General features: G+C 58.0%; 25 protein-coding genes. 11 read left to right on the top strand and 14 right to left on the bottom strand.

Annotated features, from left to right (window positions below):
* Positions 1 to 13: 13 nt before the first annotated feature.
* Positions 14 to 697 carry a response regulator transcription factor gene (locus ASTEX_RS00620; RefSeq protein WP_013477663.1) on the bottom strand — a complete coding sequence of 228 codons (684 nt, stop codon included), beginning with the start codon at positions 695 to 697 and terminating at the stop codon, positions 14 to 16.
* Positions 698 to 751: 54 nt separating this feature from the next.
* Here ASTEX_RS00620 and ASTEX_RS00625 point away from each other — a divergent pair, with 54 nt between their 5' ends.
* Positions 752 to 1261, top strand: coding sequence for a L,D-transpeptidase family protein (locus tag ASTEX_RS00625; protein WP_013477664.1), 510 nt, complete (start codon positions 752 to 754; stop codon positions 1259 to 1261).
* Here the strand turns inward: ASTEX_RS00625 and ASTEX_RS00630 are convergent.
* Positions 1258 to 1923, bottom strand: a complete 666-nt coding sequence (locus ASTEX_RS00630; protein WP_013477665.1) for a YggS family pyridoxal phosphate-dependent enzyme — start codon at positions 1921 to 1923, stop codon at positions 1258 to 1260. The genes ASTEX_RS00625 and ASTEX_RS00630 overlap by 4 nt on opposite strands.
* On the opposite strand from ASTEX_RS00630, the gene ASTEX_RS00635 reads away from it, so the two are divergent.
* Positions 1917 to 2558 (top strand): thiamine phosphate synthase, encoded by a 642-nt coding sequence (locus ASTEX_RS00635; protein ID WP_049781579.1) that lies wholly within the window; start codon positions 1917 to 1919, stop codon positions 2556 to 2558. The two genes, ASTEX_RS00630 and ASTEX_RS00635, sit on opposite strands and share 7 nt — an antisense overlap.
* On the opposite strand, the gene ASTEX_RS00640 is transcribed toward ASTEX_RS00635, so the two are convergent.
* Entirely contained in the window at positions 2559 to 2960 is a 402-nt protein-coding gene (locus tag ASTEX_RS00640; protein WP_245532512.1) for an NtrZ family periplasmic regulatory protein, read from the bottom strand.
* 530 nt (positions 2961 to 3490) lie between these two features.
* Between ASTEX_RS00640 and ASTEX_RS00645 the strand changes: the two genes are divergently transcribed.
* From ASTEX_RS00645 to holA, 4 genes are all read left to right on the top strand, one after another.
* A complete protein-coding gene (locus ASTEX_RS00645) occupies positions 3491 to 3985 on the top strand; it encodes a DUF3576 domain-containing protein (RefSeq protein ID WP_013477668.1) in 495 nt (164 codons plus the stop codon).
* A gap of 108 nt (positions 3986 to 4093) precedes the next feature.
* Complete coding sequence (gene leuS / locus ASTEX_RS00650) at positions 4094 to 6661, top strand: leucine--tRNA ligase (protein ID WP_013477669.1); 2568 nt, start codon at positions 4094 to 4096, stop codon at positions 6659 to 6661.
* Positions 6662 to 6663: 2 nt separating this feature from the next.
* Positions 6664 to 7173 carry a hypothetical protein gene (locus ASTEX_RS00655; protein ID WP_013477670.1) on the top strand — a complete coding sequence of 170 codons (510 nt, stop codon included), beginning with the start codon at positions 6664 to 6666 and terminating at the stop codon, positions 7171 to 7173.
* Positions 7174 to 7178: 5 nt separating this feature from the next.
* Positions 7179 to 8231: a DNA polymerase III subunit delta gene (holA, locus tag ASTEX_RS00660; RefSeq protein ID WP_013477671.1), complete on the top strand. Its 1053-nt coding sequence runs from the start codon at positions 7179 to 7181 to the stop codon at positions 8229 to 8231.
* Positions 8232 to 8264: 33 nt separating this feature from the next.
* Here holA and ASTEX_RS00665 read toward each other — a convergent pair whose 3' ends face one another.
* The 10 genes from ASTEX_RS00665 to hemE all read right to left on the bottom strand — a co-directional run bounded on the left by ASTEX_RS00665 (position 8265) and on the right by hemE (position 18525).
* On the bottom strand, positions 8265 to 9149 hold the full coding sequence (locus ASTEX_RS00665; protein ID WP_013477672.1) for a ParB/RepB/Spo0J family partition protein: 885 nt from the start codon (positions 9147 to 9149) through the stop codon (positions 8265 to 8267).
* Between the two features lie 19 nt (positions 9150 to 9168).
* Positions 9169 to 9963: a ParA family protein gene (locus tag ASTEX_RS00670; RefSeq protein ID WP_041658387.1), complete on the bottom strand. Its 795-nt coding sequence runs from the start codon at positions 9961 to 9963 to the stop codon at positions 9169 to 9171.
* Between the two features lie 16 nt (positions 9964 to 9979).
* Positions 9980 to 10624, bottom strand: a complete 645-nt coding sequence (rsmG, locus tag ASTEX_RS00675) for a 16S rRNA (guanine(527)-N(7))-methyltransferase RsmG (RefSeq protein ID WP_013477674.1) — start codon at positions 10622 to 10624, stop codon at positions 9980 to 9982.
* A 19-nt stretch (positions 10625 to 10643) separates the two neighbouring features.
* Positions 10644 to 12506 (bottom strand): tRNA uridine-5-carboxymethylaminomethyl(34) synthesis enzyme MnmG, encoded by a 1863-nt coding sequence (gene mnmG / locus ASTEX_RS00680; RefSeq protein WP_013477675.1) that lies wholly within the window; start codon positions 12504 to 12506, stop codon positions 10644 to 10646.
* A 171-nt stretch (positions 12507 to 12677) separates the two neighbouring features.
* A complete protein-coding gene (mnmE, locus tag ASTEX_RS00685; RefSeq protein WP_013477676.1) occupies positions 12678 to 14018 on the bottom strand; it encodes a tRNA uridine-5-carboxymethylaminomethyl(34) synthesis GTPase MnmE in 1341 nt (446 codons plus the stop codon).
* Between the two features lie 6 nt (positions 14019 to 14024).
* A complete protein-coding gene (locus ASTEX_RS00690; RefSeq protein ID WP_013477677.1) occupies positions 14025 to 14279 on the bottom strand; it encodes a DUF6489 family protein in 255 nt (84 codons plus the stop codon).
* Positions 14280 to 14390: 111 nt separating this feature from the next.
* On the bottom strand, positions 14391 to 15758 hold the full coding sequence (gene rho / locus ASTEX_RS00695; RefSeq protein WP_013477678.1) for a transcription termination factor Rho: 1368 nt from the start codon (positions 15756 to 15758) through the stop codon (positions 14391 to 14393).
* Positions 15759 to 16016: 258 nt separating this feature from the next.
* Positions 16017 to 16472: a CopD family protein gene (locus tag ASTEX_RS00700; protein ID WP_013477679.1), complete on the bottom strand. Its 456-nt coding sequence runs from the start codon at positions 16470 to 16472 to the stop codon at positions 16017 to 16019.
* Positions 16473 to 16474: 2 nt separating this feature from the next.
* Positions 16475 to 17503, bottom strand: a complete 1029-nt coding sequence (gene hemH, locus ASTEX_RS00705; protein WP_041658391.1) for a ferrochelatase — start codon at positions 17501 to 17503, stop codon at positions 16475 to 16477.
* On the bottom strand, positions 17500 to 18525 hold the full coding sequence (gene hemE, locus ASTEX_RS00710) for a uroporphyrinogen decarboxylase (protein WP_013477681.1): 1026 nt from the start codon (positions 18523 to 18525) through the stop codon (positions 17500 to 17502). Before hemE ends, hemH begins: the two co-directional genes overlap by 4 nt.
* A 464-nt stretch (positions 18526 to 18989) precedes the next feature.
* On the opposite strand from hemE, the gene ASTEX_RS00715 reads away from it, so the two are divergent.
* The 5 genes from ASTEX_RS00715 to dnaQ all read left to right on the top strand — a co-directional run bounded on the left by ASTEX_RS00715 (position 18990) and on the right by dnaQ (position 23112).
* A complete protein-coding gene (locus ASTEX_RS00715) occupies positions 18990 to 19853 on the top strand; it encodes a pyruvate, water dikinase regulatory protein (protein ID WP_041658677.1) in 864 nt (287 codons plus the stop codon).
* 492 nt (positions 19854 to 20345) lie between these two features.
* Positions 20346 to 20945, top strand: coding sequence for a Maf family protein (locus ASTEX_RS00720; RefSeq protein WP_013477684.1), 600 nt, complete (start codon positions 20346 to 20348; stop codon positions 20943 to 20945).
* Complete coding sequence (locus tag ASTEX_RS00725; RefSeq protein ID WP_013477685.1) at positions 20942 to 21787, top strand: shikimate dehydrogenase family protein; 846 nt, start codon at positions 20942 to 20944, stop codon at positions 21785 to 21787. Before ASTEX_RS00720 ends, ASTEX_RS00725 begins: the two co-directional genes overlap by 4 nt.
* Positions 21784 to 22374, top strand: coding sequence for a dephospho-CoA kinase (coaE, locus tag ASTEX_RS00730; protein WP_013477686.1), 591 nt, complete (start codon positions 21784 to 21786; stop codon positions 22372 to 22374). Before ASTEX_RS00725 ends, coaE begins: the two co-directional genes overlap by 4 nt.
* A 39-nt stretch (positions 22375 to 22413) precedes the next feature.
* On the top strand, positions 22414 to 23112 hold the full coding sequence (gene dnaQ / locus ASTEX_RS00735) for a DNA polymerase III subunit epsilon (RefSeq protein ID WP_013477687.1): 699 nt from the start codon (positions 22414 to 22416) through the stop codon (positions 23110 to 23112).
* Positions 23113 to 23170: 58 nt separating this feature from the next.
* On the opposite strand, the gene secB is transcribed toward dnaQ, so the two are convergent.
* Complete coding sequence (secB, locus tag ASTEX_RS00740; RefSeq protein WP_013477688.1) at positions 23171 to 23677, bottom strand: protein-export chaperone SecB; 507 nt, start codon at positions 23675 to 23677, stop codon at positions 23171 to 23173.
* Between the last annotated feature and the right edge of the window lie 202 nt (positions 23678 to 23879).

Below are 23879 nucleotides of genomic sequence, written 5' to 3' on the forward strand. Positions count from 1 at the left end.
GGTCGAGAGCCTGCTAAAATTGCAACCTGTACCCACCGGCATCGGTCATCAGCAGACGGGCATTGGCCGGATCGGGCTCTATCTTCTGGCGCAGGCGATAGACGTGGGTTTCCAGCGTGTGTGTGGTCACCCCGGCATTGTATCCCCATACCTCGGTCAAAAGTTCTTCGCGTGAAATCGGCTTACCGCCAGCGCGATATAGGTATTTGAGGATGTTGGTTTCTTTTTCGGTCAGGCGAATCTTCTTTTGAACCTGATCAATCAGCAGCTTGAGCGCTGGTTTGAATTCATAAGGCCCGATGCGGAAGGTCGCGTCTTCGGAGGTTTCGTGGCTGCGGACCTGAGCACGGATACGCGCCAGCAGGACGGCAAAGCGAAACGGCTTGGTGACATAGTCATTGGCACCCGCATCCAGCCCCAGAATCTGATCAGAGTCAGAGGCGGCCCCGGTCAGCATGATCACCGGCGTGGTCAGGCCGGATTTGCGCAACAGGCGGCAGGCTTCGCGCCCGTCCATATCCGGCAAATCGACATCCAGCAGGATCAGATCGGCATTAATGGTCTTCCCAAGGCGGATGCCTTCGGTGCCATTCGATGCCTGAGTGACCTTGAACTCTTCGTGCAGTTCAAGTTGTTCGGCCAGCGCCTCGCGCAGTTCGTCATCGTCATCAACGATCAGCAGGGTTTTTTGTTGCACCTTAATCCTGTAGCGTTGTGGGTGTTTTTATCAGTTCAGGGTGTAAACCGGCCTATGGTCAAGATTTTTACCGCATACGCCGAAGGTTTTCTAGTCTTAAACTCAGATAGGGTGCGTTGCGCTCTGGGTAAAGGGGGCGTTATATCCGCCGCCGATAAAAGGGAAGGCGATCTGCGCTCGCCGCTGGGCCTGTGGCCGGTGCGTTATGTCTGGTATCGCCCCGATCGTTTGCCGGTGCCGCAGACCGTCCTGCCCGTGAAGGCCTTGTCACCCGATGACGGGTGGTGCGATGATATAGACAGTGATCTTTATAACCTGCCCGTCAAACTGCCCTTTGGGAAGTCGCATGAAAAACTGTGGCGCGACGACCATGTCTATGACCTGATCGTGGTGCTGGGGCACAATGACGACCCGCCGGTCAAGGGGCTGGGATCGGCCATCTTCCTCCATCTTGCGCGTGAGGACTATTCCGGCACCGAAGGCTGCGTAGCGCTCAGTCTGGAGCACTTGCGTGAGTTACTGAAAACCGCCGACGCCGAAACCTATGTGGAGATAAGCCATTAGCGCGAGCCGAAAATGGCCGTGCCGACACGGATTTCGTTCGATCCGAAACGCAGCGCCGTTTCGAAATCGTCGCTCATGCCCATGCTGAGATGTCCGATGCCATTGCGCTCGGCCATCTTGCGCAACAGGGCGAAATAGGGACCGCGCGGGCCTTCGACCGGTGGAATACACATCAGACCGCACGGCTCCAGCCCATAGCCTCGCACCGTCGCGATAAACCTATCTGTCTCAGCGGGCAAAATCCCGGCCTTTTGCGGCTCTTCGCCAATATTAACCTGTACATAGACGCGTGGAGCGCGGCCCTGCTTTTGTGCCTCATCGGCAATGGCGCGGGCGATTTTTTCCCGATCAACGCTTTCGACAACATCGAAAAAAGCCACGGCATCAGCGGCCTTATTGCTCTGAAGCGGGCCGATCAGGCACAGAGTCAGGTCGGGATATTGATCTTTTACCGGCCCCCAGCGTTCCATGGCCTCCTGCACGCGGTTCTCACCAAATCGTCGGTGGCCAGCCTCCAGCACCGGGCGTATAACCTCCCAGGGCTGATTTTTGGATACAGCGGTCAAACAGGCGGAACCGTCCGCTCGCCCGGTCAGTTTCAGCGTTTTGTGCAGGCCTTTGACAATACGCGCATAATTTTCCGCCGAAGGTGAAGATGACATACCGAACTCGCTACGCCTTTCTGATGAACCGGGCCAGAGACATAGCCCGCCACGCGCATATGTCCAGCGCAAACGGACGTGAACTGCCCGCCCTGTTTTACGTCACCGATCCCAAACGCACACCGCATCCGGAAGAGATTGTCGCGCACCTGCCGGCGGGGGCAGGTGTCATCTACCGCCACTTCGGCGATCCCCATGCCACGGCACATGCCCGCGTCTTGCGCACCCTGTGCGATGATAATGGGTTGAAGCTATTGATCGGGCAGGATGTGGCATTGGCTGAAGACGTGGCCGCCGATGGCGTGCATCTGCCCGAACGCGCGCTGTCAAATGCACCAGATGTGCGCGAAAGGCATCGCGAATGGCTGATTACCGGGGCCTGTCACGGTTGCGAGACGCTCGATCTGGCGGAGGTGACGGCGCTTGATGGTCTCTTCATCTCACCGGTTTTCGCCAGCCACAGTCCCTCAGCAAAGGGTGTCGCACCTCTGGGCCTCAAAGGTATTCAGATGTTTTGCGATCTGAGCCCCGTGCCGGTTCTGGGGTTGGGCGGTATTGGGGCTGACAATGCCGAACAGCTGACACACTCCGGCCTGGCCGGATTTGGCGCGGTCGAGGCGTTTCAGCTTAACTGATTAAAACTTAAAGGTGGTTTCCAGACGCACGCGCGGCTGGTCCTTTTCGGCCGCCGGATCACGCGGCTGCAGCGACTTGGTCTTTTCACCGAAACCGACCGTACCGCCCACACGTACCGAGGGCGAGATCTTGTAAAACGCACCGGCATCGACGTCGTTCCAACCAGACGGGCGAGCCTCGTCCTGATTGAGGTCCAGCTTCAAACCCCAGCGGCCCTTGACCGACCACTGATAGATTTTCGACTGCTGGCGCGTAGCGGCATTGCTTTCGGTAGAAACGGTGCTGAGGCTTAGCGGTGCAGTGGCTTCGCTGGTTTTGGCCTTGGCGGTCTGGTTATTGAGCGCATAGGCCGGCGCAGACGCGATAAGCGCCACGGCCATAACCGATACCCCTGCTGCCATAACCCGCTTCATAACTCTACCACTTCCGATAACCAGCCCGTGGACCGGTCACGTTCAAATCTCACTTGGGCATCGCCATATATGGGAAGTGTGACGGATTTATGTAACCGTCTGACATACCCGCAATCGCTTGCCCTGCCCTATCCCTCACCCTGATTAAGGCGTGGATACGTTACAAATCGCTTAAAAGCCCCCACGAGTGAAATCAATAGTGATCGTCGTTATTTGGCTAAGTCGTCAAATTCGCTCAGAAGATGTGATCAAATAGACACGCCCTTACCGCCCGCAGATTTCCAGCGTTACGCGCCTTTGCCGCACAACTGCCGCGATTGGGTGCCAGCTTGGCTTGGATTTTGGCCGTAAATGCCCCTCAACGGGTCTGACGGCCCAGAAACGGCCGGGGCCGGGGGACAAGGAAAGGCTTGTCATACCCCCGTTTGCTCATGCTATAGAGCGGTTAACAGGACAGATGCCCCTCTCCTCATTTGGGGATGGCGCTTCGGGACAGAATGCGGAGTGGACGACACACTATGAAGACGATCAAGAAGGCGGCTCTGATTACGCTGGCCGCAGCCCTGTCTCTGAGCCTGACGGGCTGCCTGAGCTTAGGCAAAAAAGAAGAGACCACCATTGACGCCAAGGCCGAGAAGCGTGGCTTCCTGGGTCTGGGAGGTGCTAAGCCGACCAGCGAGCAGGCCAATGCAACGATTGGCGTCAATGCCTATCTTTGGCGCGCGTCGCTCGACACCATCTCCTTCATGCCTTTGGCTTCGGCCGATCCGTGGGGCGGCATCATCGTCACCGACTGGTACGCCAACCCGGAGAAGCCCGACGAGCGTTTCAAGGCTACGGTCTATATTCTTGATACCCGTCTGCGCGCCGATGCCCTGAACGTCTCGCTCTACAAGCAGGTCAATACGGGCGGTCAGTGGGTGGACGCCAGTGTCTCGGCGCAAACCCAGATCGACATAGAAAACGCCATCCTGACGCGCGCGCGTCAGCTGCGTCTGTCGAACGTGAAATAAGCTGCTTCTTCGGCTGCAAAATTAAGGGCGTTCGGGCTTTGACCCGGACGCTCTTTTTGTTTATGCCGAACGCCTGTTTTTCGCGTCGTTTGCGCTAAAGGTCCGTTGATGTCCCGCTACAATCCCAAAGAATCCGAACCGAAACAACGCGCCCGCTGGGACGCCTCCCAGACCTTCCTGACAAAGTCGAAGGATCAGGCCGGCGACAAGCCGAAATACTATGTCCTTGAGATGTTCCCCTACCCGTCCGGTCGCATCCATATGGGCCATGTGCGCAACTACGCCATGGGTGATCTGGTGGCGCGGTTCAAGCGAGCGCGCGGCTTCAACGTGCTGCACCCGATGGGCTGGGACGCCTTCGGTATGCCGGCGGAAAACGCCGCCATGGAACGCGGCATCCACCCCAAAGGCTGGACGTACGACAATATCGCCAGCATGAAGGCGCAGCTTCAGCGTCTGGGTCTGTCGATCGACTGGACGCGCGAATTCGCCACCTGCGATCCCAGCTATTACGGCAAGCAGCAGAAGTGGTTCCTCGATCTCTTGAAGCACGGCCTCGTCTATCGCAAGGAGTCTCAGGTTAACTGGGATCCGGTGGACAATACGGTTCTGGCCAATGAACAGGTCATCGACGGCAAAGGCTGGCGATCAGGCGCCGTGGTCGAAAAGCGCAACCTGACCCAGTGGTTCCTCAAGATCACCCAGTATGCCGATGAACTGGTCGAAGGTCTCTCGACGCTTGACCGCTGGCCCGACAAGGTGCGCCTGATGCAGGCTAACTGGATCGGCCGCTCCAAGGGTCTGAAGTTCAAATTCAACTTCGCTGGCGAAGTCGCGCACGAACCTCTGGAAGTCTACACCACCCGTCCGGACACCCTGTTCGGTGCGGGCTTCGTCGCGGTGGCCGCTGATCACCCGCTGGTCAAGGCTTTGCCCGTGACCCCGGAACTGGAGGCTTTCCTTGATCAGGTAAAGAAGGGCGGCACGACGCAGGAAGAGATCGACACCGGTGAAAAGCTCGGTTTCAACACCGGCTTGAAGGTTCTGCATCCGTTCAAGCCCGGTGAGACACTGGACGTTTGGATCGCCAACTTCGTACTTATGGGCTACGGCACCGGGGCCATTTTCGGCTGCCCCGCCCATGACCAGCGCGACCTCGACTTTGCCCGCAAATACGATTTGCCGGTACGCGAGGTGGTTCTGCCAACCGATGCCGATGCGGCCAGCTTTAAGGTCGATACCGAGGCCTATACGGGGCCCGGCACGATCTTCAATTCCGAATTCCTCGACGGTTTGGATATCGAAACCGCCAAGGCAACGGCGATTGAAAAGATCGAGTCCTTAGGTCTTGGCGAAGGCGCCATCATCTATCGGCTGCGTGACTGGGGCGTGTCGCGTCAGCGCTACTGGGGTTGCCCCATCCCGGTCATCCATTGCAACGACTGCGGCGTGGTGCCAGTGCCCGAGGACCAACTGCCGGTTACCCTGCCCGAGGACGTCACCTTCGACGTGCCGGGCAACCCGCTGGACCGCCACCCGACCTGGAAGCACGTCAACTGTCCACACTGTGGCAAGGCGGCACGCCGCGAAACCGATACGCTCGACACCTTCGTGGATTCGTCGTGGTATTTTGCACGCTTTACGGCCCCCGATGCGTCTGAGGCCATTCGCAAAGCCGATGCCGACTACTGGCTGCCGGTCGATCAGTATATCGGCGGCATCGAGCACGCCATCTTACACCTGCTCTATTCGCGCTTCATCACCCGTGCGCTCAACACCTGCGGCTATCTGGATGTGAAGGAGCCGTTCGCTGGCCTGTTCACGCAAGGCATGCTGACGCATGAAACCTATAAGACCGCAGCCGGAGAATGGGTCGATCCCTCCGACGTCGAAGTCACGAGCGAAGGCAGTAAGCGCAGCGCTATCAAGCTGTCCACTGGCGAAGCGCTGAAAATCGGCGACGTCGAAAAGATGTCGAAGTCGAAAAAGAACGTCGTGGCCCCCGAAGACATTTTCGACACCTACGGCGTCGATGCGGCGCGCCTGTTCGTGCTGTCTGACTCCCCGCCGGAGCGCGACGTGCAGTGGACGGCATCGGGCGTTGAAGGCTCCTGGCGCTTTACGTCGCGCGTGTGGGCCGAATTCGACAGCCTGCCCGACGATGATGTTGCAGCTACCGATGACGCTTCAGCGCTGGAGCTGCGCAAGGTGGCGCACAAGGCCGCCAAGGCCGTTACCGAAGGCTTCGAAGGCTTCCGCTTTAACGGCGCGATTGCCAAGCTTTATGAATTCGTCAACGCGCTTCGCGCCTCCGATGTGCAAAAAACCGGTACAGCGGCACGCCGTGAGGCCCTGACCATCCTCGCCGGGCTGATCGCCCCGGTGACGCCGCATCTGGCCGAAGAAGGCTGGGCACGTCTGGGGCATAAAGGCCTGATCGCCGATGCCGCCTGGCCGCAATACGACCCGGCTCTGGCAACCGATGACGTCTATACCCTGCCCGTTCAGGTCAATGGCAAGAAGCGCGGTGAGCTTCAGGTGCCCCTGAACGCCTCAGAGGCGGAAATCCGCGAAATGGCGCTTGCCGACGAGGGCGTGAAGCGTCATCTTGAAGGCGTAACGGTGCGCAAGGTGATCGTCGTTCCCAACCGCATTCTCAACTTTGTCGTAGGCTGATCATGATCCGCAGAGCCCTTCTGGCCTTCGCCTTGCTGAGTGCGCCTCTGACCTTGAGTGGTTGCGGGTTCACACCAGTCTATGCGCAGAAGGGCTTGCCCGGTGAACTGGCCAATATTGACGTCATCACTACGGATTCGCGCACCGGCTACTTCCTGCGGCAAAACCTGGTGTCGGGCTTCAATACCCTTGAAGGCCAGAAGCGTTACCGTCTGAGCGTCAAACTTGAAGAAAAGCGTTACGATGTGGGTGTCGGCATCAATGATATCGCCGTGCGCACGGAAATTTCGACGAAGGTGCAATATAGCCTGATCGAAGCGGCGACGCGCAAGGTTCTCATCACGGGAACTTTCGTAGATTCAACTACTTACGATGCAAATGCCCAGTCACCGTACGCAGGCGTCGCCGCCCAGAAAGACGGTCAGCAACGCGCCGCCACCGCCATCGGCGAACGCATCCGCAGTGAGCTGGTGTTGTTCTTCCACGACAAGAAAGCGGCTCCGGCCAGCTAAAGCCCATGAAGCTGGTTAAACGCCCCGAAATCGAGGGCTTCCTCAAAGCGCCGCCGCGCGACGTCATCGCCTGTCTAATCTATGGCAAGGACCGCGGGCAGGTGCTGGAGCGTGGGCAAGCGCTGGCCCAGAAAATCGTTCCGGACATCAAGGACCCGTTCAACGTCTCGCTGCTTACCGATACCGATATCGACGCCGATCCTGCGCGTCTTGAGGATGAGCTTCAGGCGCAGTCTCTGATGGGCGGCCGACGCTTGGTGCGGCTCAAATTCTTTTCAGAAAAGGCGGCTCTCGACAAACAGGTGGCCGCTGCGCTCAAGGCCCATGTCGCTGGTGATCTGAACCGCGACGCCTTCTTCCTGATCGAAGCCGGTGGTCTAGGGGGCGACTCCGCCGTGCGCAAGCTGGCCGATGCCGACAAGGCCATCGCTTCCATCGCCTGCTATGAAGACGAAACCGGCGACGTTGTGCGCATGGCACGTGAGACCCTGGCGCAGAACGAGGTCGCCCTGACGCCCGACGCCATGGACATCTTCGCTGCCCGCCTGCCCAAGGAACGCGGCGTGGCGCGTCAGGAGATCGAGCGGCTATGCCTGTTTATCGGGCCGGGATCGCGCCGAACCATCGACGACAAGGAACTACAGGAGTTCTTGGGCGTCGAGCCCGATGCCTCACTGTTCGATGCCGCGCTACAGGCCTTTGGCGCCAAGATGGCCCTGGCCCAGGCGGGTTTGCGCCGGGCCTTTGCCGAGGGCGAAGACGGCTCTGCGGCCTTGCGCGCCCTAAATGGCCATCTGGTCAAGCTGCGGCTCATTCAGGCACAGATTGCCAAAGGCATCGACGCCAAACAGGCCGCCCGTGCAGCAGGTGTCTTCTGGAAGCAGGAAGCGGAGTTTCTGCGTCAGGCGCGCGCCTGGTCAGACTTTTATCTCGACCCGCTGTCCAAAGAACTGATCGAGACGGACAAGCAGTGCAAATCCACCGGTATGCCGGACCTGCTGCTGGCCGAACGCCTCTATATGAGCATTGCCGGACGGGCCAGACGGCTGGGATTATAAGCCGCTCGCGCGCCTAAGGCTTAGCGAATTACCTCAGCGAGGAGAACCCGCCATCAGGCGCCGGCACACATCATCCAACTGTTCAAGACTGGCATAGGCGATACGCACCTCACCCTTGCCGCCCTTGTCGTCCAGCTTAACGTTGAGGCCCAGCAGTTCCTGAAGGTCTTGTTCCAGCGACAGTACATCGGCATTGGTTTGCGCCTTGGGACGCGCCGGTTTGGTCTCGCCGCTGAGCGCGGTGCGCGCCAGCATTTCCGCCTGACGAACAGACAGACCTTTCTGAATAATCACCTCAGCCAGCGCTTCGGGGTTGCTCGCCGTCGCAATGGCTCGGGCATGGCCGGCGCTCAGGCGGCCGTGAATGACGTGATCCTGAATACCCTCCGGCAGGCCCAGCAGGCGCATCATATTGGCGATATGGCTGCGTGACTTCGAGACGACCTGCGCCACAGCATCCTGTGTGCGGCCAAAGCGCTCCATCAGCACCTTATAGGCGCGCGCCTCCTCGATGGGGTTGAGGTCTTCGCGCTGCACGTTTTCGATGATGCCGATTTCCAGGACCTCAAGATCGTCCAGTTCGCGCACGATCACCGGAACGGTCTTCAGACCCGCCTTTTGCGCGGCGCGCCAGCGGCGTTCACCGGCGATGATCTGAAACTGCCCGGCTTGACCAGGTAACGGCCGCACCAGAATGGGCGACAGGACGCCCTTCTCTTTGATAGAGGCGCTGAGGTCGTCGATCTCCGCTTCTGAGAAGAACCGCCGCGGCTGATCCGGGTTGGGTTGCAAAAGCTCAATCGGCTTTTCCAGCGTCGCGGCAGGCTTACCATCATTGGTGGCGATAGGCACGGACCCCTGGTTGTCACTCAGCAGCGCCGACAGACCGCGACCCAGACCTCTTTGTTTCTCAGACATGTGTATCCTTCAGTCTTAGTCAGGCAGCCGCGCGGCGCACTTTTTCACGTTGAACGACTTCACGGGCCAGTTTCAGATAGGCCTGTGAGCCGGTGCATTTCAGATCGTAGATCAAAGCCGGCTTGCCAAAAGACGGGGCCTCCGACACCCGCACATTGCGCGGAATGACCGTGTCATAGACCTTCTCGCCAAAGTGCGAGCGCACGTCCTTGGCGACATGGCCGGACAAGGCGTTGCGGCGGTCGAACATGGTCAGTACAATCCCCTGAAGCTCCAGCTTCGGGTTCAGCGAGCCCTTGACCAGGTCGATGGTCCGCATCAGTTGCGATAGACCTTCCAGAGCAAAAAACTCACATTGCAGCGGCACTAGCACCGCATCGGCAGCACTCATGGCGTTGATGGTCAGCAGATTCAGCGACGGCGGGCAGTCGATCAGTACATACGAATAGGCCAGTTCACCGACCTGTGCTTGATGCTCCAAAGCGTCGCGCAGGCGATAGGAACGCCGGTCGGCCTGACCCAGCTCGATCTCAACGCCCGACAGATCAGGGTCCGACGGGATGATATAAAGGCCAGGCACTGAGGTTCTGACCGCGCATTCGCCAATCGGCTGCTGATCGACAATCACATCATAGATGGTGGTGGTACGCGCCGAGCGCGGCACGCCCAGACCGGTAGAGGCATTGCCCTGCGGATCCATGTCAATAATCAGCACCGTCTCCCCGACGGCGGCAAGAGCGGTTCCGAGATTGATCGCCGTCGTCGTCTTACCCACCCCACCCTTCTGGTTAGACACCGCCAGAACGCGGGGCATGGGGTGCGGGGGGAAACTATCTGGCACGGCGAACGCTCCGAATATGCAGGACGCGACCGCGAGGGTCGCTCAAGGACGTAAACAGTTCAGACTGAAAAGCCCAGTTTTTGCGCGCCTCGACGATTTCCGCCTCGACGTTTTCGCCTTTCAGCAACCAGCCCTCGGCCCCTTTGCGGAAGAAGCTTTCGGCAAACCCAATAAGCTTCGGCAAAGGCGCCATGGCGCGGGCGGTGACCACATCAACCTTCAGCGAGACATTCTCCGCCCGGTCGTTAATCACCGTCGCCGGCAGATCCAAGTCTCGCACAACTTCGCCTAAAAAGCGACAGCGCTTGGCCAGGGAGTCGATGAGAAACACGCGCCGGTCTGTGGGTGTTTCGCCTGAATCTGTGGACAGGTGCTTAAGGAGTATGGCCAGTACGACCCCGGGGAAACCCGCCCCCGCGCCCAGGTCTGCCCAGGTTCTGGCGTCCGGCGCATGGTTCAGCAGTTGCGCGGAATCGAGCACGTGCCGCGACCAGTAATGCGGAAGGGTCGCAGGCCCGACGAGGTTCATCACCTCATTGCGCTCAGCCAACACCTTTGCGAAACGCGTGAGGTCATCAAGGGCCGCCTGTTTCACGTGAAACACCAGATGCGCTGCCATTTCCTCTGGCGTCATAAACAACTCTGTCATGCGATTATGCCGCGCCCTTTTTCAGGTTGCGCACATGGAACAACAGGGCCGTCAATGCGCCTGGAGTCATGCCTTCGATGCGACGCGCCTGACCAAGCGTCAGCGGTCTGACGCGGCCCAGCTTTTCCCTGGCTTCGTTAGACAGGCCACCCACTCGCGCATAGTCAAGGTCTTCGGGCAGGGCCAGGTTCTCGTCCTTGCGGAAGGCGTCGATCTCCGCCGCCTGACGCCCGAGATAGCCCGAATAGAGGGCGTCAATTTCGACCTGCTCAAACACGCTGTCGGACCAGTCTTTAAGCTCTGGCCATACCGTTTCCAGCTTATCCCGCGAGCAGGTGTCGTAGGACAGGAGTTGCAGCAGGTTGCGCTTTTGACCATCGGCATTGACGCGGATACCCAGCGCATTGGCCTCGTTCGGGGTCAGCTTGAGGTCTTCGGCGCGTTGGCGTGCCTCGGCCAGAGCCTGCTTCTTCTCCAGCCAGTGGGTTTTGCGCCGTTCGCCCATCAGGCCCGTTTTCAGCGCGATATCCGACAGGCGCTGATCGGCATTGTCGGCGCGCAGCTTCAGACGGAATTCGGCGCGGCTGGTGAACATGCGATAAGGTTCGGTAACCCCCTTGGTCACCAGATCGTCTATCATCACGCCGATATAGGCTTCGTCACGCCCCAGCACCAGCGGGCTCAGACCGCCGGCACGCGCCGCAGCGTTCAGTCCCGCCATCAGGCCCTGCGCCCCCGCCTCTTCATAACCCGTCGTGCCATTGATCTGCCCCGCTAGGAACAGGCCCGGCAGGCGCTTCAGTTCCAGCGTCGGATAAAGCTCGCGCGGATCGACATAGTCGTATTCAATGGCGTAGGCGTAGCGCTTGATGACCACATTCTCGAGGCCGCGAATGGTGCGTAGAAAGGCCTCCTGCGTCGCCTCGGAAACGCTGGTCGAGATGCCGTTCGGATAGACGGTGTCATCGTCATAGCCTTCGGGTTCCAGAAACACCTGATGGCTGTCCTTGTCCGAAAAGCGCACCACCTTGTCCTCGATGGAGGGACAATAGCGCGGACCACGCCCGGACAGATGGCCACCATAGACCGCCGATTCCGTGATCCGCTCCTGAATGATGCGGTGGGTGTCGGCATTGGTATAGGTGATGCCGCAGGTGATCTGCGGCCGGTTGATGGCAGCGTTCAGGGTCGAAAACGGCGTCGGGATCGCGTCGCCTTCCTGCTTTTCCAGAACATCCCAGTTGATCGTCTTGCCATCCAGCCGCGCCGGCGTCCCGGTCTTAAGGCGGCCCATATCGAGCTTGAGATCGTAAAGACGCTGCCCCAGACCATTGGCCGGCTCATCGCCAAACCGCCCGGCGGCCATGCGCTTCTCGCCGATATGGATGATGCCACGCAAAAAAGTGCCGGTTGTCAGGACCACGGCTTTCGAGCGGTATTCGACGCCTTGCGCATCCACCGTTCCAACGACCGTATCGCCCTCAAGGATGAGGTCTTCGACAGCGGCAGCGATAATCGTCAGATTTTCCGTGCTTTGCAGTTCGGCCTGCATCGCTTCCCGATAGAGTTTACGGTCGATCTGAGCGCGTGGGCCGCGCACGGCCGGGCCCTTAGAGCGATTTAGCATCTTGAACTGGATGCCGCCAATATCAGCCATGCGACCCATTACGCCATCCAGGGCGTCGATTTCGCGCACCAGATGACCCTTACCCAGGCCGCCAATAGCAGGGTTGCACGACATCTCGCCCAGGGTTTCGATCTTGTGTGTCAAAAGGAGGGTCTTAGCACCCATGCGTGCCGCAGCCGTCGCGGCTTCAGCGCCCGCATGTCCTCCACCGACGACAATGACGTCCCAAAACTGGGTCATAAAGCTCCAACCTGTCAGGAAAACGAAAGAGGGCTCGCTATAGCAGATCAGGCGGGAGGGGTCGAATCGAGAAGTGTTAATTTCGGCGTTTTGCGTGTTTCACGTGAAACACTGCCTTTGCCCTCCATCAGCTCCCCTGATACCCAGCAAGGCGATCAGTAAATGAGAAGATTACTTTCCAATGCAAAAGCTGGAGAAGATATGATCCAGCACTTGCTCGACATCTGTGCGGCCAAATAAAGCGTCAAAGGCTGACAGCGCCTGGCGGATATCTTCAGCCATCAATTCAGGTGTCGCGAACCCGATACCCAGGGCTCGATCCAGAGCCGCATCCACCTCGCGCAAACGCTCGCTATGCCGTTCCCGCGTGGCTGCTGGGAAGGTGCTAAGAGACAAGGCCGCTTCAAGATCAACCTCAAGGGCGCGTCGAACGGCGTCAATGCCCTCACCCTTGGTCAGGCTCGTCTCAAAAAGACGGACCTTTTTGTCCTCATACTGAGAACGAAGCGCTGCCAGGGCTTGGGAAGATACCTGATCTGACTTATTGAGAATTAGATAGTCGCCAGACTGCATCGCGGATAGGTCTTCCGGAGCATCCGACGCATCCAGGACCCACAAGCGTAAATCCGCCGATTGCCCCCGCGCTTTCGCTCGGCGGATACCTTCGGATTCCACCACATCCTCAGTTTCGCGCAGACCCGCCGTGTCATAGATCAATGCCGCATAAGGTCCGATGCGAATGGGAGATTCGATCACATCCCGCGTTGTTCCAGCAATAGGAGTGACGATGGCCGCATCGGTTTGCAGAAGCGCGTTAAACAGGCTCGACTTACCCGCATTGGGTTTGCCCATAATGGCGATGCGATAGCCCTCGCGGATTTGCTGGCCACGCCGCGCGTCCGATATCGCCGCGCCGACTTCCGTTTTCAGCGTAATGATATCCGCAACAATGCGTTCACTGAGGTGCTCCGGAATATCCTCATCCGGGAAATCGACGATGGCTTCGATGTGCGCCAGAATACGGATCAGTGCGTCACGCCATTGGGCATAGCGATCGCGAAACCCGCCTTCAAGCTGCATAAGCGCTTGGCGCCGCTGCGCCTCGGACTCGGCCTCTACCAGGTCGGAAATGGCCTCAGCCTGGGTCAGGTCAAGCTTGCCATTTTCAAAGGCTCTGCGTGAAAACTCCCCCGGCTCCGCGTGACGAAGTCCTAGAGCGCGAAACACGCCGTAGAGCCGCTCCAGCACGGCGCGTGAGCCATGGATATGGAACTCAGCGCAGTCTTCGCCGGTAAAACTGCTCGGCCCCTTGAACCACAAGACCAGAGCCTGATCTATCAGCTCGCCGTCATAGCGCAGATGACCGAGTGTCGCGTAGCGCGGACGCGGCAAACGCCCCAGTAAAGCCTCAACCACCTGCGCAGCCTGAGGCCCACTGATGCGGATAACCGAGACCCCTGCCCGGCCTTGCGCCGAGGCCAAAGCAAAAATCGTCTGTTTCACGTGAAACACGAGAGCCTACTTACCGCCCTTAAAGCCGCCCATGCTCGCTGTGGCAGCTGACTGCATCATTTTGAGGAAATGATCCTGCGCCTGCACGCCGAAGCTCGACCAGGTCTTGATGATCTCCTCGGGTTGCATCGACTGGATGTTCTGCTCAACACGGGCCTTCATCTGCTCGACCATATAGTCGTTCAACGTCTCGACATTGGGCAGGCCCAAAAACGCGCGAGCTTCCTGCGGTGTGCATTCGATATCGAAGGTGACTTTCATAGCGGGTCTCCGCAAGCTCGCATCAACAAATGAGAGCGGATAAAGAAAGGGCCGGATTGCTCCGGCCCGGATAGATTAACAATGATCCCGTGTCGCCTGATTTGGCAAGGATCAGGTATTCATGCTTTGGAAGAATTCGCCATTGTTTTTGGTCTGGCGCAGCTTGTCGATTAGGAACTCGATCGCATCTTGTGCACCCATCGGGTTGAGGATACGGCGCAGCACATAGGTCTTTTGCAGATCCGACTTGTCGACCAGCAGGTCTTCCTTACGCGTGCCGGACTTAAGAATGTCCATGGCCGGGAAGACGCGCTTGTCAGCGACCTTACGGTCGAGGACGATTTCTGAGTTGCCCGTGCCCTTGAACTCTTCGAAAATCACTTCGTCCATACGCGAACCGGTGTCGATCAGCGCGGTGGCAATAATGGTCAGAGAGCCACCCTCTTCGATATTACGTGCCGCACCGAAGAAGCGCTTGGGGCGTTGCAGGGCGTTGGCATCGACGCCGCCGGTCAATACCTTACCCGATGACGGCACAACCGTGTTGTAGGCGCGACCAAGACGCGTGATCGAGTCAAGCAGGATGACCACATCGCGCTTGTGTTCCACCAGACGCTTGGCCTTTTCGATGACCATTTCGGCCACCTGCACGTGGCGCGTCGCCGGCTCATCAAAGGTAGAGGAAATAACTTCGCCGCGCACGGTGCGCTGCATGTCCGTCACTTCTTCCGGGCGCTCATCGATCAGCAGCACCATCAGGTAGCATTCCGGATGGTTGGCCGCGATCGACTTGGCGATGTTTTGCAGCATCACCGTCTTACCGACACGCGGCGGAGCAACAATCAGGCAACGCTGACCCTTACCCAGAGGGGCGACGATGTCGATGATGCGGCCCGAACGGTCCTTGATCGTCGGGTCTTCGATTTCCATTTTCAGGCGCTCTTCGGGATAGAGCGGCGTCAGGTTATCGAAATGCACCTTGTGGCGGATAGCCTCAGGGTCTTCAAAATTGATCGTCTTGATCTTTGACAGGGCGAAGTAACGCTCGCCTTCACGCGGGCTGCGGATCGGTCCTTCGACCGTGTCGCCGGTGCGCAGCGCGTGGCGACGGATCTGCTGGGGCGATACATAGATGTCGTCAGGACCGGGCAGATAGTTGGCTTCAGGTGAACGCAGGAAGCCAAACCCGTCCTGGAGCACTTCGATAACGCCGGAGCCGGTGATTTCGACGCCTTCTTCGGCCAGCGTTTTCAGAACCGCAAACATCAGGTCCTGCATCCGCATGGAGGCGGCGTTCTCCACGCCGATCTGTTCGGCAAACGCCAGAAGATCCGCCGGCGACTTATCCTTCAGTTCCTGAAGCGACAGTTTTTCCTGATTGGGGTTTTCCGACTCGTCATCGCCATTGTCGCTGCCGTTTTCGTCTTCGGCGGCGTCTTCCAGCGTGGTGTCGTATTCGATTTCGTTGTCTTCGGACATGGGAGGGGTCTCTGATACGGCACGCGGTCACGTGGACTTTATAAACAAAGTCAACGTCTTAGGCTGTGCCTGTCTGATAAGCCAGCGCGTGAACGCTGTATGGAAACTGGGGAAGGCCTTTAGACCACGAGAACCGTGGGGCCGTGAAATGCGCGACTTAGAAACCGTCCGGCGCGCGCAATAGTTTGAGCAATACACCCAAACGCCGAAAGGTCAAGGGCGGACCTCTCCCGACCTTCCCGGCCAAGAGAGGTGATTTCAGATCGTGAACATTTCGCTCGTCACGGCAATGACCATGACAATGGCAATCACAGCCGGAATCTCATTGGCGATGCGCCAGAACTTTTCCGAACCAATGTCTTCGCCGCGCTGCAGTTTCTTGAAACGCACGGCCAGAAAATGGTGATACCCGGTAATCAGCACAATACCGATCATCTTCACCACAAACCAAGGTTCGTAAAAGAACTTCCAGCCAAAGCGATCGTGCACATTGCTGTAGATGAGCCCCACCCCGAACAGCCAGGCGGCGATCATGGCCGGGTTCATGATAAAGCGCAGCAGCCGCCGCTCCATACCACTTAAAACCTCCACGACCTGCGGCTTGTCGCGATTAGCGATATGATTGATGAACAGACGCGGCAGATAGAGCAGCCCCGCCATCCACGCAATTATGGCCAGTATGTGCAGGCCACGCAGCAGGTCGTAATGGTTCATGCTCAAAAGCCCTTTCGTTTGGGGCATTGCCCGTGACAGGCTTCACAGGCGTAATCCGCCATAATGGTGGCCTCTGACCCGATGGCCCGCAGCACTTCATCGCCCAGCGCTCGGATAAACAACGGTTCGATACCGACCACCGGCACACGGACATAGTCCTTCGCCCCGTGCTCGTCGGCCAGATGTTTATACTCCAAATCGAGCTCGACAAGCGTTTCGATATGTTCGGAAACAAAGGCCACCGGCACAACCACGGGCGATTTACCGCTTTTGACCGTGTCGATAATCGTCTGATCGGTAGACGGTCCGATCCATTTCAGCGGCCCCACCCGACTCTGATAACAGACGACATGGTCAATTTGCATCCCCACCTGTTCCATAATGGCGGCGACACTGGCTTCGACCTGCGCCTGATACGGGTCACCTTTTTTGATGATCTTTTCAGGCAGACCATGCGCCGAAAAGAGCAGACGATAATCCTTGAGGTTTGCCAGGCCCGATAACTTCTGGCGGATCAGATCAGCATAGGATTTGGCGAAGGCCGGATTTTGCGGATAGCAGCACAGATACTTGACCGGGGCCGTCCCCTTATAGGCTTTTTTGAAGGTCACAAACGACGACAAGGTGGTCGTGGTCGAAAACTGCGGATAGAGCGGCAGGGCCACCACCTGATCCGGCGCCCACGCCTCAACGGCTTTTACCGTATCTTCGATAAACGGGTGCCAATAGCGCATGCCGATAAAGACCTTGAATTCCAGATCCTTTACGGTTTTGGACAGATGGCCGCTTAAGGCGGCCGCCTGGGCCTCGGTTTCTTTGACGATGGGGGACCCGCCACCCATAAGGCGGTAATTGGCCTGAGCGGAAGTTTCGCGCCGTGACGAAATCAGGCGCGCCACCATCTGCCGTAAAGGGGACGGCAGGCCAATGATGTATTTGTCGCTGAACAGGTTATAGAGAAACGGTTTGACGTCGGCCTGGGTCAGGGGCCCGCCGAGATTGAACAAAACAACAGCGACTTTTTTCATCAGCTTCTTATGAGATGCAAGGTACGCTCGACATGAGCGATAGGGGTGTCGGGGAAGATGCCATGCCCGAGATTAAAAATATACGGCCCCTGCCCCCAGGCGGATTTCATTTTCAGCACCATATCGTCGAGCGCCGCACCACCTGAGCGCAGGACGACCGGATCGAGCGCGCCCTGTATCGGCCGTTTTTTCTGGATCGCCTGCCCCAGTTTCAAAGGTGTAGCGGTCCCCAACGCCATGCCCTGTACGTCGACCTGTTCCACATAGTCCAGACAGCGCGCCTCGGCCCCCCGCGGAAAGCCTATAATTGGAAGCGTGACACCGAGCTCGCGCACACGCTGCACCAGCCGTTGATGTGGCTCTATAACCAGTTGATCAAATAGAGGATCGGGGAAGCCTTCGGCCCAGCTTTCGAAGATTTTGAGGACCTGCGCACCGCAATCGGCTTGCATCTTGAGGTACTGCGCCGAAGCCTCGATGACGACGTCCATCACCTGCGCCACCAGTTGCGGCTTCTCATAAACAAAGGCACGGATCAGTGAACGGTCATGGGCTTTGCGTCCATTGAGCATGTAGGTCATCACTGTCCAGGGCCCGCCGCAAAACCCCAGAAGCGTTACCTCCCGGGGCAGTTCCGAACGCAGGATTTTCAGGGTCTCACCGACCGCCTTCAAGGCTTCCCCCGCAGAGCCAGCCAGATCAGCCATCTGCGCGACAAGCGGTAATTCCCCGAGAACTGGCCCCTCGCCCGCCTCAAAGCGAACATCCTGGCCCAAGGCCATGGGAATGACCAGAATATCGGAAAACAGGATGGCCCCGTCCATGCCATAACGGCGTACCGGTTGCAGCGTCGCTTCGGCGGCTTTTTCGGGGTTTAGGCAAAAGCTCAGAAAATCTGGCGTCGTTGCGCGAAGCTCACGGTACTCCGGGAGATGGCGACCAGCCTGACGCATGAACCAGACAGGTGGGGTTTTCAGCGTTTGTCCCTGAAGGACCGAGACTATGGATGGCGTGTGCGAGGTCATGAGTCAATCCATAGGCTTGAGACGGTATTCCCTCAATCCCTCTAAAAGATTTTTAGAAAGATAGAAGGGGTAGTTAGGCCGTGGATCCTGCGCAAAAATGTCGCATTTGGGGAAAGTGAAGGTCGTTTTCCCGGCCTTTGCACAGATCATCGTTAATGAATTTTTAATTTTTCACAGCCTGTGGGAATCCGGGATAATTAACCAAATCCTAACACTGATTAAGAAAATCCTAACGTCTGCCTACCGCGTCCATACACGGTTAATTTTTTGTTAAGATTTACACACAAAGCCGTCGCAAAAGAGTCACCGATGCCCGCGATTGGGGAAAACCGGTGACCGAATCCGCCCGGTTTTTCACCTTTTCCCCGCTTTGGCAGCTTGGCACAACGAAGGTGAAGGTTTATCCCGATACAGACACAAAACATCCCCCGTTTTTCCCCAGAAAGCGTACACAGATAAATTTCATGACCACATCCGGCGCGAAAATCGGTATCCACTTTCACGTTCATCTGGTGTCCGACTCCACCGGTGAAACCCTCAATGCTCTGGCAAAGGCGGCTGCGGCGCGCTTCGAAGGCATTTTCCCCATCGAACACATCTACGTGCTGATCCGCTCGGACAAGCAGATGGATCGCGCCCTGACCGAAATCGAATCCTATCCGGGCATTGTTCTGCACACGCTCGTCGATGCCGAACTGCGCCAAAAGCTCGAAACCTTCTGCCGCGAGCGCGACATCCCCACCATCGGCGTACTCGATTCGGCTGTTTTGGCCTATTCGCGCTATCTGGGGGCCGCCGAGTTCTCCAAAAAGTCTGGCGCGCAGCACAATCTCGACAGCGACTACTTCGACCGCATTGAAGCGCTCAACTACGCCATTGCCCACGATGACGGCGCTCTGGCCGACAAGCTGCGTCAGGCGGAAATCATCCTGATCGGTGTCTCGCGCACCTCGAAGACGCCCACCTGCATTTATCTGGCTCACCGTGGCTATAAGGCCGCCAATATCCCACTCGTCCCCGGTCGAGACCTGCCACCGGAACTGGACGAACTGAACGAGCCGCTGATCGTCGGCCTGATCGCCTCACCCGATCGCCTGATTCAGATCCGCAAGGCCCGTGTTCTGGCCTATACCACCGCCGGCGATGAGCGCCCTAGCGCCTATACCGACGCCGAAGCCGTGCGCGAGGAAATCATTGCCGCCCGTCGTCTGTTTGAGCGCAAGGGCTGGCCCGTGATCGACGTCACGCGCCGTTCTGTCGAAGAAACCTCGGCTTCGATCATCAGCCTGCTCAATGAAAAACGCACCGGCCGCCTCGGTGGGATTTAAGGTTTAAGACGCAAGCGTCGCAGACCCTTGCATTTCGGAAAAACATCAACCCGATGCCGCAGCGCCTGGGAGGTGCGTTGCGGCAAGTCGCTCATTCAACTGCATATACTCAAGACAGAATTTTGAGAATTTTCCCGTAACCCACAATCTTACAACCCTCTTGGATACGCCACTCTCGACCGGGAAAAGGCTCAGGCAATAGTCTTGGCCATAAGAAGAAAATCATTTCAGTCTCAGGAGACTGGCCCAAACGAAGGCTCGTCTTCGGCTTGAGGTTTATAATCCCTGCAGCCATTTCTTGGTGCATCTCATCTGGCCAGAAATTATGTAGGGGTTTCTAACGGCTACCAGGTGGAACTGGATTTAAGCGGCTTGCCTCAGATGCAGGGATGAGGCGGGTTTCAGCTCAAGCCGTAAGTTCCTTTGGCTCCATCTATAGCCCTCTCCAATGCCGGACTTGACATTATCGGGTCAAAAGCAAAAGAAAAGCACATGACAACCCCTCCCCTGATCCTGGCCTCCGGCTCCAAGATTCGCGCCACCCTGCTCACCAATTGCGGTTTGAGTTTCACGAAAATTCCCGCCGATATCGATGAAGACGTTATCAAGGACGATTGCCTGTTTCGCGGCTTTACACCGAAAGCGGTCGCTCTGAAATTGGCGCAGGAAAAAGCCCTGCATGTGTCGCGCGCGCAGGCCGGTCTGGTTATTGGGGCAGACTCGGTGCTGCAACTCGACAAAGACCTCATTTCCAAGCAGAAAACATTGGCCGACGCAGCCGACCTATTGCGTCGGTTTTCGGGTAAAACCCATTACCTGCACTCTGCCGTCGCGGTGGCGCAAAACGGTCAGCTTCTGTGGTCGCACGCCGATACGGCCGACTTGACCGTGCGCCGCCTTAGCGAGGATTTTATCGCCCACTATATAAAGACGGCGGGTGAGGAAATCCTGTCCAGCGTCGGCTGCTACATGCTCGAAGCGCATGGCGTCCATTTGTTTGACTCGATCAAGGGCGACTACTTCACCGTTCTGGGCCTGCCCTTGCTGCCCCTACTGGCGCAACTCAGACATTACGAGATTATACCGGCATGAAACACCTCCCCACAGGCGCGGCCCTGGTCGCCGGCGTTGTCGGTCAGCCGATCCGCCAGTCCCTTTCTCCCTTTCTGCACACGGCCTGGCTAAGGCATATGGGCCTCAACGGCGTCTATGCGCCCTTCGCGCCTGCCGATGATCATGCGTTTGAACGTCTTATTTTGTCGTGCCGCACCAATGGCATCAAAGGCTTGAACATCACCGCTCCGTTCAAGGAACTGGCGTTGAAGCTCGCTGACACATCGACCGATCTGGCCCGTCGCTGCGGCTCGGCCAATCTTCTGACCTTTGACGAAGACGGCAGCGTACACGCCCACTCCACCGACGGTCACGGGCTTATTCAGGCCTTTCATCTACAGGCGCCCGAGTGTGACCTAACGGCAGGCGCCGTGACGCTTCTTGGTGCCGGTGGGGCGTCGCGCGCCGTGGTGGCCGCCCTTCTGGATAAGGGCTGCCGCGATGTGCGCATCGTCAACCGCACAGTGGCCCGCGCCGAAGAGATCGTCTTTGCCTTCAAAGAGGGCGTCAGTGCCTATGCGCTGAGCGATATCGACCGCGCCTTTGCCGGTTCGGTGGCGGTGATCAATGCCGCGTCGGGCGGTCCCCTGCCCTTGTTTGACGCGCTCGATGCGTCAGCAACGGCTATGGACATGACCTACAGGCCGTTGAAAACCAACTGGTTGCAGGCGGCTGAAGCGCGCGGTCTCACAACGGTCGATGGCCTGATGATGCTGATTGAACAGGCGCGCCCGTCCTTTGCCGCCTTCTATGGTCAGGCCCCGGATGCGGATTTCGACGTGCGCGGTCTGGCGCTGGAATTTCTGGGTGAGACGAAGTGATCCGTCTGGGTCTCACCGGCTCCATAGGTATGGGCAAATCGACCATAGCGCGCATGTTCGCCGACGAAGGCTTGCCGGTCTGGGATGCCGACGAGACGGTTCATCGGCTATACGCGACCTCCGAACCGCTGAAAGCTGCCCTGGTCGAAGCCTTTGGTGAGGTTTTGACAGACGGCTCAGTTGATCGCGCGAAGCTATCTCTCAACCTGAAGGCAAAACCGGACGGTTTTGCACGGCTGAATGCTCTGGTCCATCCGGCGACGGTCGCCGATCGTGAGGCGTTTCTGGTCCACCATGCCGCCGCAGGCACGCGCCTCACCTTATGCGATATTCCGCTATTGTTTGAAACCGGCGCGCAAACAAGCTTCGACAAGGTGGTCGTCGTATCCGCCCCACCGGAGGTTCAGGCCGCCCGCGTCCTAGCCCGCCCCGGCATGACAGCGGAAAAGTTTGCGGACATATTGGCGCGTCAGATGCCAGACGCGGAAAAGCGCCGCCGTGCGGATTTCGTTATCGACACGTCGCAAACGCTTCAGGCCAATCGTCAACAGGTGCGTGAGATTATCCGCGATCTGCACGAAGCCTGACTCTGGACAAGCCCGACAAACGGAAGTCAAATCACCTTCATGCGTCAGATCGTCCTCGATACCGAAACCACCGGCATTGACCCGAAAAAAGGCCACCGCCTGATCGAAGTCGGCTGCATCGAAATCGAAGATCTGCTGCCGACGGGCAAGACCTTTCACCATTATTTCAACCCCGAACGGCTGATAGAGCCGGACGCCATCCGCGTTCATGGCATCACCGATGAGATGGTGGCGGACAAGCCGAAATTTGCGGATCTGGCTCAGGCCTTTATCGACTTCGTCGGCGATGCGCCGATTATCGCGCACAATGCCTCGTTTGACCGGGGCTTTATCAATATGGAGCTAGAGCGACTGGGTCTGGATCCCACCGACCCGGACCGTTGGGTCGATACACTGGAACTGGCACGCTACAAGTTTCCGGGCATGGCCAATTCGCTTGATGCCCTGTGTAAGCGCTATAATATCTCACTGGCCGAACGCGACAAACACGGGGCCTTGCTCGATGCGCGTCTGCTGGCCGGCGTTTATCTGGAGCTGTCTGGCGGTAAGGAACGCGGCCTTGACCTCAAGATGCACGGAATGGTGTCCGAAGACGGCACGGAGATCCGCGTGATGAACCACGGCCAGCGTCCCCGCCCTCTGCCCTCGCACATCCATCCGGAAGAAGCCGAAGCGCATAAGGCCTTCTGCCTCAAATATCTTAAAGACCAGAATATGTGGGGCTACACGGCCTCATAGAAATGAAAAGACCCGCAGCCACAGACTGCGGGTCTTTTTTCGCAAAACAGATTTTGGCTTATGCCTGGCCAGCGGTTTCGCCGATCTGACCCTTTTGCTGCATATAGAGCGCGGCAAAGTCGATGGGTTCGACGAAGAAGGGCGGGAAGAAGCCGCCGTCGGAGGTCGCATCGGCGATGATGCGGCGGGCGAATGGGAAGAGGTAACGCGGGCATTCGACCAAAAGGGTCGGCTCGATCGCCGCTTGCGGCACGTTGGCCAGCTGGAACAGGCCGCCATAGACCAGTTCGATCGCAAACATCGGACCTTCGGGGTTTGATGCCTTGACCGACAGCTTCAGATCGACTTCGAACAGGCCGTCCGGACGGCCCTTGGCGTTCATTTCTACGCCCATATCGATTTCCGGACGCTGATCCATGCGCAGCGAGTTGGGCGCGCGCGGGTTTTCAAACGAGAAATCGCGAATAAACTGGGCCAGAACCTGCATATTGGCAGGCAGAGGGCCGCCCTGGGCGTCGGTGGCCGGGGCGGTGCCGTTTTCGGCGGGGATCGAATCGTCAGCCATTAAACTCAAAAACTCCGTTGGGCGTATAAAGCGCATTCCGAAAGGGCTTAGCGGTTTTCGGAATCAAATGCGCGACCAAACAAAAAATTAGAGCCGGGTTTTGTCCAGGTTTGAACGAAATCCGATCTAATATCCGGTTGAAAACGGCCCTAGCACGCACAAAATCGATTGGCAATCAAACGAATGGTTCCGTTTACCTCAA

The organism is Asticcacaulis excentricus CB 48 (assembly GCF_000175215.2).
GTDB classification, from domain to species: Bacteria; Pseudomonadota; Alphaproteobacteria; order Caulobacterales; family Caulobacteraceae; genus Asticcacaulis; species Asticcacaulis excentricus.